Origin of the sequence: Nocardiopsis dassonvillei subsp. dassonvillei DSM 43111 (genome assembly GCF_000092985.1) — a bacterium.
Classification (GTDB): domain Bacteria; phylum Actinomycetota; class Actinomycetes; order Streptosporangiales; family Streptosporangiaceae; genus Nocardiopsis; species Nocardiopsis dassonvillei.
Map to the genome: position 1 here is coordinate 876,064 of NC_014210.1, position 12,490 is coordinate 888,553.

The window sequence follows — 12,490 nt, forward strand, 5'->3', positions numbered from 1 at the left end:
CCGATGACCCAGCACGATCTCGCCGTCCGCGCCCGCCGCGCCCTCACCCCCGAGGGGGAGAGGCCCGTCACCGTCGGGGTGCGCGACGGGCGCGTGGTCAACGTCCTGGAGGGGGAGTCCGCGCCGCTCATCGCCCGCCGCGAGATCACCCTGGCCGGGGACGAGGTGCTGCTGCCGGGCCTGGTCGACACCCATGTGCACGTCAACGAGCCCGGGCGCACCGAGTGGGAGGGCTTCGCCACCGCCACGCGGGCCGCCGCCCTGGGCGGGATCACGACCCTGGTGGACATGCCGCTCAACAGCGTGCCGCCGACCACCACCGTCGCCGGGCTCGACGCCAAGCAGGCCGCCGCCGATGGCAAGCTCGCCGTGGACGTGGGCTTCTGGGGCGGGGCGGTCCCCGAGAACAGCCGCTCCGGCGCCACGAAGGAGCTCGCCGCGCTCTGGGAGCGCGGGGTGTTCGGGTTCAAGGCGTTCCTGTCCCCGTCGGGGGTGGAGGAGTTCGGCCACCTGTCCCAGGAGGAGCTGTACTCGGCCGCGGAGGCGATCGGGGAGTTCGGCGGACGGCTCATCGTGCACGCCGAGGACCCCGGCGTCCTGGACGGGGCGCCGCCCGCGGCCGGGCGCGACTACGCCTCCTTCCTGGCCTCGCGGCCCGACACCGCCGAGAACGAGGCGATCGCCCGGGTGATCGACGTGGCCAGGGCCACCGGCACCCACGCGCACGTGCTGCACCTGTCCAGCGCCTCCGCCCTGCCGCTGATCGCCCGGGCCAGGGCCGAGGGCGTGCCGCTGACGGTGGAGACCTGCCCGCACTACCTCACCCTGGAGGCCGAGGGCGTGCCCGCGGGGGCCACCCAGTACAAGTGCTGCCCGCCCATCCGGGACGCGGCCAACCGCGACCTGCTGTGGCGCGCGCTGGCCGACGGGCTGATCGACTGCGTGGTCAGCGACCACTCGCCCAGCACCCCCGACCTCAAGGATCTGGACACCGGCGACTTCGGCACCGCGTGGGGCGGGGTGTCCGGCCTCCAGGTGGGCTTCTCCGCGGTGTGGACCGAGGCCCGCCGCCGCGGCGGATCCCTGGCGGACGTGGTGCGGTGGATGTCGTCCGGGCCCGCGCGGGTGGCCGGACTGCGCGGCAAGGGCGCCATCGCCGAGGGCGCCGACGCCGACTTCGCCGTGGTCGCCCCGGAGGAGTCCTTCCGGGTGGACGTGCGCGCGCTGGAGCACCGCAACCCGGTGAGCCCCTACGACGGGGCCGAACTGCTCGGGCGGGTGCGCCGCACCGTCCTGCGCGGTCGGGACGTGGGGCCCGGGGACAGGGCCGGGCGGATGCTCGTCCGCGGGTAGGAACGGCGACGGGCCGCCGCCGGGGTGATCCCGGCGGCGGCCCGGTCGTTCGCGAGGGGGTCAGCCCCGCAGCTCGCTCCAGCGGTCGCGGAGGTGGTCGGCCCCGGCCCCGGTCAGGGAGCCGAAGACGTTGAGGCGCGCGATGCCGCCGTCGGGGTACACGTCGGTGCGCACGTGGGTGGCGGTGACCGGGGTGTCCAGGACGAAACGGTGGGCGCTGTCGGGCTCCAGCCGTGTGCGGGGGACGATCTCGAACCACGCGTCGGGGGCGTCGGAGTGCGCGTCGCGTCCCAGGACCGCCACCCAGCCCGCCGCGTTGCCCTTGAGGTAGGCGGTGTCCAGCTCCAGGGCGCGGACGGTGGCCTGGGCGGTGAGGCGGAAGCGCACCCAGTCGTGCTCGCTGTCGCGGCGGCGCCGGTTCTCCCAGCCGTCGTCCATCTTCTGCGAGCGGCCGGGGGCGATGATGTTGTCCGGCGAGGAGTAGAAGCGGTCCGAGGCGTCCTCGACCATGCCGCCGTTGACCAGGGCGGCCACGTCGAAGCCGCCCAGGGCGGTGAGCCAGTCGGGGTCGGGCACGGGCTCTCCGTACACGCGCAGGCGGGCCACGCCGCCGTCGGGGAACTGCTTGAGGCGCAGGTGGGTCCACCGGCGCCGTGCCTCCACCTCGAAGGCGTTGGCGGCGTGCCCGTACACGAAGGCGCGGGGGACGATCTCGGTCCACTCCGCCTTGAGCAGCTCGTCCGTGGTGGGGGTGCCCTCCAGGTGGACGGCCTCGACGCTGACCTCGCGGGGGTGGTTGCCGCGGAAGTGCGCGGTGTCCACCACCACGCCGCGCACCAGGCCGGGCAGGCCGAGGCGGACCAGGGCCCAGTCGTGGTCGTCGGCCGCGGGGTGGGGCTGGTCGCCGCTCACGCCGCGGCGTCTGCGGGTCTCCCAGCCGTCCATCACCTTGCCCTTGTGCCCGAAGGCGTGCGGGTCGAACACGGCCGGTCCGGGCAGCAGCAGGTTCTCGCGCTGGGCGAAGAACTCGTCGTTGGCCGCCACGACCCCGGCGCCCAGGCGCCGGTCGGCCAGGTCGACCAGGGCCGAGAAGTCGAGGTCGGTGTCCCGGTAGTCGGCGTAGGGGTCGCCGCCCGCGTAGGGCCGGGCGTTGTAGGCACGTGGATCGGTGGGCTGGGCCCCGCTCATGTTTCTCCCGAAAAAGTGGACGTGTCGGACATGTCCAGAGTCCCAAGAGAAAACGATTACTTCCAGCGAAAGTTTCTGATCATTCTGTTCAGTTGAACTGAACAGAAGGGCCGCCCAGGTCCGCGGCGGTGTCGGCCAGGGCGCGCAGCACCACCGCGACCTGGGGGCGCCCGCCCGCCCCGGAGCGCACGGCGGAGACCACGTGGCGGCGGGGCTGGTCGGAGCGCAGCACCCGCAGGCTGACCCCGGGGGTGTCGTCCGCGGCGGCCAGCCGGGGGACCAGCGCGACGCCCATGCCCGCCGCCACCATGTCCAGGATGGCCCTCCAGTCGGAGGCCACGTGCGCCTGCTCGGGGACGAACCCCGCCTGCGCGCACGAGGCGACGGTGATGTCGCGCCAGGGGCCCGAGGCCCCGTAGATCCACGGTTCCCCGGCCAGGTCGCGCAGGCGCAGGGCGCGGGCGTCGGCCAAGCGGTGGTGGGCGGGCAGGGCCGCGTCCAGGGGGTCGGTGAGCAGCTCGCGCCGGTCGTAGCGGCCGTCGTGGCCGGTGGGGGCCTGGGCGGCCAGGGACAGGCCGACGTCGATCTCGCCCGCCGACAACAGGTCGTAGACCTCGGCCGCCTCGGCCTGGTGCACCCGCGTGGTCAGGCCGGGGTGGGCGCGCCGCAGGGCGCCCAGCGCGGGCACCACGAGGCTGGGGATGGCGGTGGCGAAGGCGCCCACGCGCACGTGCCCGGCCTCGCCCCGGGCGAAGCCCTCCAGTTCGGCCTCGGCCCGCTCCAGCTGGGCCAGGACGATGTCGGTGTGGCGCAGCAGGGCGTGCGCGGCGTCGGTGAGGCGGACCCGCCGCCCGTGCGCCTCCAGCAGGGCGACCCCCACCTGCTGGGAGAGGGAGGACAGCTGCTGGGACACGGCGGAGGGGGTCATGCACAGGGCCTCCGCCGTGGCCCGGACGGTCCCGAACTCCTCCAGGGCGCGCAGGACGCGGAGTTTGCGAAGATCCCAGTCGGTCATCCTGTCAGGGATACCATTCAGCCGCCCTGAACGGAACGCCGGTGTCCGCGGGGATTCCGCGGACACCGGCTCCGGGGGCGGGAGGCGGGGCCCCCGCCCCGTCGGCGGTCACGCCCGGGGCTTGTCCAGGGGCTCGGCGCCCCCGTCGCGGTAGGCCTCCCGGGCCTGGTCGGTGTACTTGGCCTCCCCGGGACCGGCGCTGCCGATCTCCTCGGCGTCGATCTCGGCCGGGGCGGCGGAGCTCCCGCGTCCGATCACGTTGAAGCACACGTTGAGCACGATCGCCACGACGGCCGCGCCGATGATGCCCGAGTGCGCGACCAGCTCCACCGACTCGGGCAGGAACGCGTAGAAGGTCGGGTAGGCCAGCGGGATGACCGCCACGCCCACGGAGGCGGCCACCAGCACCAGGTTGAGGTTGTTGGTGAAGTCCACCTTGGCCAGGGTCTTGACGCCGCTGGCGGCCACGCTGCCGAACAGCACCAGGCCCGCGCCGCCGAGCACGGGCGTGGGGATGGCCGCCATGGCGCCGCCCAGCACCGGGAACATCCCCAGCGCGACGAGGATGCCCGCGCCGGTGGCCACCACGTAGCGGCTGCGCACCTTGGTCAGGGCCAGCAGTCCGATGTTCTGCGCGAAGGAGCTGGTGGGGGTGGCGCTGAAGACCGGCCCGATGATCGACCCGCTCACGTCGGCGCGCAGGCCCGCCGAGATGCGCTTGGCGTCCACCTTCGAGCCGGTGATCTCCCCGACCGCGATGATGTGCGAGGCCCCCTCGGTCAGGACCACGAGCATGATGACGCACATGGTGACGACCGCGGCGACCTCGAACCGGGGCGCGCCGAAGTAGAACAGCGAGGTCGGGTCGAACACGATGTCGGCCTCGCCCACCCGGCTGAAGTCGGCCATGCCCAGGGGGACGGCGACCAGGGTGCCCACGACCAGGCCCAGGAGGATGGACAGCCGCCCCCAGATGCCGGGGAGGACCCGGGAGCCGAGCACGATCACCCCGAGGGTGAGCCCGGCCAGTCCGAGGTTGGCCAGGGGCGCGGCCGGGACCGTGGAGCCGTCCTCCAGGGTGCGGGCGCCGCCGTCCATGATCCACCGCGCCGCCACCGGCATGAGGCTGACGCCGATGACGGTGATGATGGTGCCCGTGACGATCGGGGGGAAGAAGCGGATCAGCTGCCCGAAGAACGGCGTCAGCGCCAGGGCGAAGACTCCGGCGGCGAGCGAGGCGCCGAAGGCCACGGGCAGGTTCTCGCCGTCCTGCCCCGCGGCCAGGGAGGTGATGGCGCTGACGGGGACGAAGGAGCAGGCCACCACGATCGGCATCTGCGCGCCGACGCGCCGGTGGCCCACGGTCTGCATGAGGGTGGCGAACCCCGCCACGAGGAGCGCGCCGCTGACGAGGATGCCCATGGCGGCGGGGTCGTTCGCGAGCCCGGCGGCGGCGCCGATGACGAGGGCCGGCGCCACCGCGCCGGCGTACATGGTGAGGATGTGCTGGAGCCCGTAGACCAGGAGCAGCCGCGCGGGCAGCTTCTCGTCCTCGGGGCGGGGGGAGGAGGCGGCGTTCGTTGTGGCCGAGTCCTTCGCGGACGGACTGTTCGACATGGCCAGTTTCCAGCCTTTGCGATCGGCGGCCACCCCGGAGGGGGCCGAACTCTCGGGCACGGGGCCCGGTGGTGTCGCACCGGCCCGACACCCCTGTCAGGGGGCGCCGGGGCCGGGGGAGGGCCCGCCGCGGCGGGCCAGGGCCCGTGGCACGGCTGTGCGCGCGGGTCACGGGGGTGTCGGTGCGCGTGCCCGGCGGGAAGCCGGGGCCGCGGACGGGACCGCGAGGAGAGGGCGGTCCCGCCCGCGGGGCACCTGCCGGAGCGCCCACCGGGGAGCGCCCGGACACGGGGCGGGGCAGGGCTTGTCCGTAGGGGGCGCCGTCCGGGCACCGAGGTCCTCTCGGCGCGTCCGGACGCGCGGGACGGTCGCGGGCCGCCCGGGGACGGGAGGGCGGGGTGCGGCGGCGTCCCGGGGAGGGGAGGCCTCTAGACGAAGCCGGGGACGGTCTTCCAGGCGTCGCCGGGCCCGGGGGCGTCGTCGCGCTCCACGGTGGCCTCGATCTTGCCGTAGGGGCGGTCGGCGGCGAAGAAGACCTCGTTCGGGTTGTCCAGGCCGAACGGGGACAGGTCCACCAGGAAGTGGTGGTTGTTGGGCATGGAGAAGCGGATCTCGGCGATCTCCGGGTGCGCCTCCAGGACGGCCCTGCCCATCTCGTAGAGGGTCTGCTGCAGCGCCAGGCTGTGGGTCCGGGCGAAGGCGTCCAGGCACAGGGCGCGGACCGAGGAGTAGGTGCTGTCGAAGTCGTGCTCCACGCCCACGTAGCGCCAGCGGGCGGTGACGTCGGTGGCCAGGATCCGGTCGGTGGTCTCGGGCAGCGTCGTGTACCTGGTCTTGGGGTAGCCGTGGAACTCCGAGCCGGTGGACTTGAGCACGGACAGGCCCTCGAAGCCGGAGACCACCCACTCCCGGTCGCCCGTCTTGGTGACGACGGTGGTGCGGGTCTCGGCGCCCTTGCGCGAGAACGCGTGGTCGTGCGGGCCGGAGGAGGTCTGGATCCGCTCCCAGGAGTACTCGTGCACCTCCTGGCGGGCCCCGTGCACGTACTCGTGCTCGTCCACGAAGTGGCGGGCCAGACGCAGGGCGAAGTCCTCGACGGCGCCGACGCCGCCCCACTCGCGGGCCTTGGCGTAGACGGTGTTCTTCTGGGTGTCGGTCGGCAGGCAGGTGCTGTTGTCGCCGAGGGTGTGCACCGTCTCCAGCTCTCCGCGCAGCTGGGAGGTGACGTTGACGTCCTTGATCCGGTGGACGTCGGTGTCGCGGTTGACGTGGACGAGGCGGACCTCGGCCTTGCCGTACTGGTTGTCTCCGAGTCGGATGCCCATCAGGGTGAACTCCATCCGTGTGATGCGTGAAGTCGTCATCGTTCGCGCCGTGGCGCAAGTGCTACGAGGGAGGACCGCTGTGGTCGTGCGGAAGGACCTGTCGCGCACTCGAAGATTCAGGTTTGCCCTGGCCGGCGAGGATCTCCTGCCCGCCGCTCCCTTCCCGGTCGGCCGTGCCGCCGCGGTGGTCTGTGTGGGTGGTGCCCAGGGGGAGGGCGCGTGGCGCCCGCCCGGCTAGGAGCCCCGGTAGGTCGAGTAGGCGAACGGGCTCAGCAGCAGCGGGACGTGGTAGTGGGCGTCCTCGTCGGCGAGGTCGAACACGATGGCGACCTCGGGGTAGAAGCCGCGCTGGCCGGTGGCCCCGAAGTAGGCGGCGGTGTCGAAGACGATCCGGTGGTAGCCCGCGGGGAGCCGGTCGGGGCCCAGGTCGGGCACGCGCCCGTCGTCGTCGGTGCGCCCCTCGGCGACCGTCCGCCAGGCGCCGGGGCCGTCGGCGGCCTCCAGCCGCACGGGCACGCCGCGGGCGGGACTGCCCAGGGCGGCGTCCAGGACGTGGGTGGTGACGTGGCTCATGCGTCCTCCAGGAGTTTGACGAGGCGGAGCCCGGCGATCCGCCGCAGCTCCCCGCCGACCACGGCCAGTTCGGTGTCGCGGTCGTTGGACAGGCGCGCGACCAGGTCGGCGAGGAGTTCGCGGCTGGAGCGCCCGCTCGCGCAGACGAGGTAGATCTGCCCGAATCTGTCCTCGTACTCGCGCTGGGCGTGGGCGAAGATCCGCTGGACGCGCACGGAGGCGTCGTCGGTGTCGGAGGCGAAGGCGGACTGCTCTCCGCGCGACCATGCGGCCTCGGTGCCGGCGCCCTCGGCCTTCTCCCCGATGCGGGGGTGGCGGGCCAGCGCGGAGGCGACCTCGTCGGCCGTGACGGCGCGGGCGTGCCCGTCGGCCGAGGCCAGCAGGGCCGCTCGGTCGGAGAAGGGCGCCTCGGACGCGACTGCCGCGACCCAGCGGTCCACGTCCAGGCACTGCGCGAGCGCGGCGCGCAGCTCCTGTTGGGGCAGGGCGTTCAGGCGGGCCAGGCCGGGGTCGGGCCCGCTCTCCGGCTCCTCCGGGGTGCTCATGTGGTCTCCCGTGACTTGGCGCGAACCCCGGGTCCCCGTCCGTGGGACGGCGCACCGCCGCAGCCCCCGCCAAGAATTTTCGTAGTGCAGATAGCTAATTCCGTATTACGGATTGGAGGGACTCTAGTTGATGCGAGTGTGACCTTGTCAACACTCGCAAGGGGAGATCTGCGAAAAATAACCCGATCTGTGCCCGAGCACAAAGAAGGCCCGACCTTCTCACCGTCACACAGAGTCCGCGACGGGTTTCGGGGGGTTCGCGGGGTCGGTGCGCCCGGAGTGGCGTCCGCGGTGTGGGGGAGCCGGCTCCCGGAGTGGTTGACAAGCGGGGGTGCCCCGGCACACACTTCAATCATTCCTTAAAGCGAAAACTACTTTCCACATTGTGAAAGTAGATGCTGGAGGCAAGGTATGAGCCACACCCTGGGGTACACGGTGAACTGCTCGCTGCTGTTCACCGAGCTCCCCCTCCACGACCGCCCCCGGGCGGCGCGGGAGGCGGGCTTCGACGCCGTCGAGTTCTGGTGGCCGTTCGAGAGCCCGACCCCGCCCAAGGACGAGATCGACGCCTTCGTCTCCGCCCTCGACCGGGCGGGGGTCCGTCTCAGCGGCCTCAACTTCTTCGCGGGCCAGCTGCCCGGACCCGACCGGGGCGTGCTCTCGCACCCCTCGCGCAGCGCCGAGTTCCGCGCCAACATCGACGTCGTGGTGCGCATCGCCGAGCGCACGGGCGCCACGGGCTTCAACGCCCTCTACGGCCTGCGCCAGCCGGGGGTGGACCCCGGCGAACAGGACCGGACCGCCCTGGAGAACACCGTCGCGGCGGCCGAGGCCGTGGCGGCGGTCGGCGGCACCGTCCTCATCGAGCCCATCAGCGGGGCCGAGAGCTACCCCCTGACCACGGCCGCGGACGGACTCGCGTTCGTCGCCCGGGCCCGGGAGGCGGGCGCGGACAACGTCGCCCTCCTGGCGGACCTGTACCACCTCGCCGTCAACGGCGACGACTTCGCCGCCGCGGTCCGCGACCACGCCGCCGAGTTCGGACACATCCAGATCGCCGACACCCCCGGGCGCGGCGAGCCCGGCACCGGACGGCTGCCCATCGGGGAACTGCTCACCGCCGCCCAGACCGGGGGCTACCGGGGGCTCGTCGGCCTGGAGTACAAGCCGACCGTGCCCAGCGCCCAGAGCTTCGGCTGGCTCAACTGACCCCCGGCCGCGCACCACGCCACCAGCAGCACAGCACCAGCAGCACACCAGTCACGAAGGGGGCCCTCGTGCCCGTCAGGAAGATCGCCTTCATCGGCCTGGGGATCATGGGTCTGCCCATGGCCGTCAACCTCGTCCGCGCCGGGTACACCGTGACCGGCCACAACCGCAGCCCCGAGCGCGTCGACGCGCTGGTCGCCGAGGGCGGCCTGCGCGGGGGCAGCGTCGCCGGGGCCGTCGCCGACGCCGACGCCGTCATCACCATGGTCCCGGACTCCCCGGACGTGGAGGAGCTCATGCTCGGCCGGGGCGGCGTCTTCGAGAACGTCAAGCCCGGCACCCTGCTCATCGACATGAGCACCATCCGCCCGGACGTGTCCCGCGCGGTGGCCGAGGCCGGGGCCGAGCGCGGCCTGCGCGTCCTGGACGCCCCCGTCAGCGGCGGCGAGGCGGGCGCGATCGAGGCCAAGCTCTCCATCATGGTCGGCGGCGCCGAGGAGGACTTCGAGGCGGCCCGGCCGCTCTTCGACGTCCTGGGCACCACCCCGGTCCTGGTCGGACCGAACGGCTCCGGCCAGACCGTCAAGGCCGCCAATCAGCTCATCGTCGCGGGCAACATCCAGCTCCTGGCCGAGGCCCTGGTCTTCCTGGAGGCGCACGGGGTGGACACCGAGTCCGGCCTGGAGGTCCTGGGCGGCGGGCTCGCGGGCAGCACCGTGCTCCAGCGCAAGGGCGCCGCCATGCGCAAGCGCGACTTCACCCCGGGCTTCCGGATCGCGCTGCACGACAAGGACATGCGCATCGTCACCGACTCCGCGCGCGCCGCCGGGGTCGCGATCCCGCTGGGCTCCCAGGTCGCGCAGTACGTCGGCGCGCTCAAGCACCAGGGCCACGGCGGCCTCGACCACTCCGCGCTGCTGAAGATCGTCGAGCAGCTCTCCGACCGCTCCGAGAAGTAACGGACCGGCCCTTCGGAGGCCAGGGTCCGCACCCGGCCCCGCGCCGTCCCTCCCCGGTGTTGGCCGCACCGGCGGACACGGCCCGCACGCGCCGTCCGGACCCACCCGCGGGCCCTCCCGCACCCCAGCAGCGCCACCCCTAGCACACGGCGTCATCACCACACAGCCACCAGCATCCCCAGCACTGAAGGGTTCGCTTCCCATGCCACAGATGCCCGCGATGAACGCGGTCGTGGAGGTCCTCAAGGACGAGGGCGTCGACACGGCCTTCGGCTGCCCCGGCGCGGCCATCCTGCCCCTCTACAAGGCGATGGAACAGGTCGGCGGCATCGAGCACCTGACCGTCCGCCACGAGGAGGGCGCCACCCACATGGCCGACGGCTGGTCCCGGACCACCGGCAAGGTCGGCGTGGCCATCGGCACCTCCGGCCCCGCCGGAACCAACATGATCACCGGCCTGTACACGGCCATCGCGGACTCGGTCCCGATCGTGTGCATCACCGGCCAGCAGCGCACCGACCTGCTGGACAAGGAGGGCTTCCAGGCGGTCGACATCGTCGAGATCGCCAAGCCCGTGACCAAGTGGGCCGTCCAGATCAAGGAGGCCGCCACCGCGCCCTGGATCTTCCGCGAGGCGTTCCGGATCGCCCGGGAGGGACGCCCCGGCCCCGTCCTGGTGGACATCCCCGTGGACGTCGCCCAGCAGCTGATCGACTACGACCCCGCCATCGACGCCCCGCTCAAGGTCAACGCCGTCGAGCCGCACCAGCCCCGGGTGGAGCGCGCGCTGGACATGCTGCTGGAGGCCGAGCGCCCCCTGATCCTGGCCGGAGGCGGCGTGATCACCGCCGAGGCCTCCGACGACCTGCGCGCGCTGGCCGAGCACCTCCAGGTCCCGGTGCAGGTCACCCTCATGGGCAAGGGCTCCTTCGACGAGGACTCCCCGCTGTACTCGGGCATGACCGGCGTGCAGACCTCCCAGCGCTACGGCAACGCCTCCTTCCTGGAGTCGGACCTGGTCCTGGCCGTGGGCGCGCGCTTCGCCGACCGCCACACCGGGCAGATCGACGTCTACCGGGGCGAGCGCAGATTCATCCACGTCGACATCGAGGCCACCCAGATCGGCCGGGTCTTCGAACCCGACCTGGGCGTGGTCTCCGACGCGCGGCTGTTCCTGCGCGAGCTGCTCGCCGCCGCGCGCGCCCGCGGCGCCAAGGCCGAGGTGCGGCCCTGGATCCACCGCGTCGCCGAGCTCAAGGCCACCCTGACCCGCCGCGAGGACTTCGACACGGTCCCGGTCAAGGCGCCGCGCGTCTACAAGGAGATCAACGAGGTCTTCGGCGAGGACACCTACTTCGTCACCGCGATCGGCCTGTACCAGATCTGGGGAGGCCAGCATCAGAAGGCGTACAAGCCGCGCCACTACCAGATCTGCGGCCAGGCGGGCCCGCTCGGCTGGGAGATCCCCGCCGCCATCGGCGTCAAGAAGGCGCTCAAGCACACCGAGCCGGACGCGGAGGTCGTCGGGATCGTCGGCGACTACGGGTTCCAGTACATGGTCGAGGAACTGGCCGTGGCCGCCCAGTACGACGTGCCCTACGTCATCATCATGCTCAACAACGAGTACCTGGGCCTGATCCGCCAGGCCTCGATCCCGTTCGACATGAACTACCAGGTGGACATCCACTACGACGAGTACGGCACCGACAACGTCAAGCTCATGGAGGCCTACGGCTGCTCCGGGCGCCGCGTCGTGGAGCCCGGGGAGATCCGCGAGTCCCTGGAGTGGGCCCGCAAGCAGGCCCAGGCCACCTCGCGGCCGGTACTCGTGGAGATCATGATCGAGCGCGAGGCCAACACGCCGCACGGGCCCGCGATCGACGCGGTCCGCGAGTTCGAGCCGGTCCCGGGGGCCTGACGGCGGGTGTGCCCCGTGCGGAACGCCTGCCACAGCGGACCAAACGGGGCACACCGGACACAGGTGAACCTGCCGTTACAGGGTTGTGTCCGGAGTGTTTCGCGACGTGCGTTTTCTCCGGCCCGCACCTGCGCAAACGTGGAGTCACCTTGACGACGGAGCCGCCGTGCCAGGGAGCGGGAGAACGCAACGGAGCCGTCGTCGGCACTCTCGGAAGTTGGAAAAGCATGTCCCCCCACGCGCGTTTCCTCTCTGCGGTCGCCGTCGCGGCCGTCGCGCTCACCTCCTCCGCCTGTTCCTCCCAGAACGGCTCCGAGGAGGAGTTCCAGGAACTCCTGGCGGAGAGCGGTCTGCCCGGTGACGAACTCAGGATCACGGCACCGGACTCCGAAGGGTTCTGGTGGGCCACCTACGAGGCCACGGACGACTGCCAGCTCCAGTTCAAGTGGAACGGCACCGACCCGGTGCTGATCTACGGGGCCCAGACGGACGGCTACCTGGAACTGGCCCCGGACGAGACCTACGTGGAGTCCTTCGGCCAGGGCAAGGTCCAGCAGGCCTGCCAGGGGGAGTTCTGACCGCTCCCGGCCCCGGGCGCGCCGCCCGGGGCCGGGGCCTTCTCCGCCCCCGTCAGCCCCCGCCCCTCGGCCCCCCGCCCGTGTGTCCACGGCGGATACGGCGATCTCCGGAGCGCCCCCGTTCTGCCCGCCGTCCCGGTGGGGCGCGTGGTCCGGCGCAGCCGGGTGCACCGGGACCGACACCTGCGGTGACCCGCCCACCCGGGCCGG

11 protein-coding genes are annotated in these 12,490 nt (G+C 72.7%); 5 read left to right on the forward strand and 6 right to left on the reverse strand.

Features of this window, described 5'->3' with window-relative positions:
• The first annotated feature begins 3 nt into the window (after positions 1–3).
• Complete coding sequence (allB, locus tag NDAS_RS03550; protein ID WP_013151766.1) at positions 4–1,353, forward strand: allantoinase AllB; 1,350 nt, start codon at positions 4–6, stop codon at positions 1,351–1,353.
• Between the two features lie 60 nt (positions 1,354–1,413).
• Here the strand turns inward: allB and alc are convergent, their stop codons facing one another.
• The 6 genes from alc to uraD form a co-directional block, all read right to left on the reverse strand.
• Positions 1,414–2,541: an allantoicase gene (alc, locus tag NDAS_RS03555; RefSeq protein WP_013151767.1), complete on the reverse strand. Its 1,128-nt coding sequence runs from the start codon at positions 2,539–2,541 to the stop codon at positions 1,414–1,416.
• A gap of 88 nt (positions 2,542–2,629) precedes the next feature.
• Entirely contained in the window at positions 2,630–3,556 is a 927-nt protein-coding gene (locus NDAS_RS03560) for a LysR family transcriptional regulator (RefSeq protein WP_013151768.1), read from the reverse strand.
• Positions 3,557–3,664: 108 nt separating this feature from the next.
• The gene (locus NDAS_RS03565) at positions 3,665–5,173 is read right to left on the reverse strand and encodes a nucleobase:cation symporter-2 family protein (protein ID WP_013151769.1); all 1,509 of its coding nucleotides are present in this window, start codon (positions 5,171–5,173) and stop codon (positions 3,665–3,667) included.
• Positions 5,174–5,601: 428 nt separating this feature from the next.
• Positions 5,602–6,498 carry a factor-independent urate hydroxylase gene (gene pucL, locus NDAS_RS03570; RefSeq protein ID WP_013151770.1) on the reverse strand — a complete coding sequence of 299 codons (897 nt, stop codon included), beginning with the start codon at positions 6,496–6,498 and terminating at the stop codon, positions 5,602–5,604.
• A gap of 234 nt (positions 6,499–6,732) precedes the next feature.
• The gene (gene uraH, locus NDAS_RS03575; protein ID WP_013151771.1) at positions 6,733–7,071 is read right to left on the reverse strand and encodes a hydroxyisourate hydrolase; all 339 of its coding nucleotides are present in this window, start codon (positions 7,069–7,071) and stop codon (positions 6,733–6,735) included.
• A complete protein-coding gene (gene uraD, locus NDAS_RS03580) occupies positions 7,068–7,616 on the reverse strand; it encodes a 2-oxo-4-hydroxy-4-carboxy-5-ureidoimidazoline decarboxylase (protein ID WP_013151772.1) in 549 nt (182 codons plus the stop codon). The genes uraH and uraD overlap by 4 nt, the downstream gene beginning before the upstream one ends.
• Positions 7,617–8,027: 411 nt before the next feature.
• Here uraD and NDAS_RS03585 point away from each other — a divergent pair, with 411 nt between their 5' ends.
• From NDAS_RS03585 to NDAS_RS03600, 4 genes are all read left to right on the forward strand, one after another.
• On the forward strand, positions 8,028–8,825 hold the full coding sequence (locus tag NDAS_RS03585; RefSeq protein WP_013151773.1) for a hydroxypyruvate isomerase family protein: 798 nt from the start codon (positions 8,028–8,030) through the stop codon (positions 8,823–8,825).
• 68 nt (positions 8,826–8,893) lie between these two features.
• Positions 8,894–9,784 (forward strand): 2-hydroxy-3-oxopropionate reductase, encoded by an 891-nt coding sequence (locus NDAS_RS03590; protein WP_013151774.1) that lies wholly within the window; start codon positions 8,894–8,896, stop codon positions 9,782–9,784.
• A gap of 202 nt (positions 9,785–9,986) precedes the next feature.
• On the forward strand, positions 9,987–11,702 hold the full coding sequence (gcl, locus tag NDAS_RS03595; protein ID WP_013151775.1) for a glyoxylate carboligase: 1,716 nt from the start codon (positions 9,987–9,989) through the stop codon (positions 11,700–11,702).
• Positions 11,703–11,929: 227 nt separating this feature from the next.
• Positions 11,930–12,280, forward strand: coding sequence for a hypothetical protein (locus tag NDAS_RS03600; RefSeq protein WP_013151776.1), 351 nt, complete (start codon positions 11,930–11,932; stop codon positions 12,278–12,280).
• The last annotated feature ends 210 nt before the right edge of the window (positions 12,281–12,490 follow it).

Excerpts from the sequence above, each read along its gene's own strand:
- NDAS_RS03600 (WP_013151776.1), top strand. The coding sequence starts at position 11,930 with ATGTCCCCCCACGCGCGTTTCCTCTCTGCGGTCGCCGTCGCGGCCGTC.
- alc (WP_013151767.1), bottom strand. The coding sequence starts at position 2,541 with ATGAGCGGGGCCCAGCCCACCGATCCACGTGCCTACAACGCCCGGCCC.
- pucL (WP_013151770.1), bottom strand. The coding sequence starts at position 6,498 with ATGGGCATCCGACTCGGAGACAACCAGTACGGCAAGGCCGAGGTCCGC.
- NDAS_RS03560 (WP_013151768.1), bottom strand. The coding sequence starts at position 3,556 with ATGACCGACTGGGATCTTCGCAAACTCCGCGTCCTGCGCGCCCTGGAG.
- gcl (WP_013151775.1), top strand. The coding sequence starts at position 9,987 with ATGCCACAGATGCCCGCGATGAACGCGGTCGTGGAGGTCCTCAAGGAC.
- NDAS_RS03585 (WP_013151773.1), top strand. The coding sequence starts at position 8,028 with ATGAGCCACACCCTGGGGTACACGGTGAACTGCTCGCTGCTGTTCACC.
- uraH (WP_013151771.1), bottom strand. The coding sequence starts at position 7,071 with ATGAGCCACGTCACCACCCACGTCCTGGACGCCGCCCTGGGCAGTCCC.
- NDAS_RS03565 (WP_013151769.1), bottom strand. The coding sequence starts at position 5,173 with ATGTCGAACAGTCCGTCCGCGAAGGACTCGGCCACAACGAACGCCGCC.
- uraD (WP_013151772.1), bottom strand. The coding sequence starts at position 7,616 with ATGAGCACCCCGGAGGAGCCGGAGAGCGGGCCCGACCCCGGCCTGGCC.
- allB (WP_013151766.1), top strand. The coding sequence starts at position 4 with ATGACCCAGCACGATCTCGCCGTCCGCGCCCGCCGCGCCCTCACCCCC.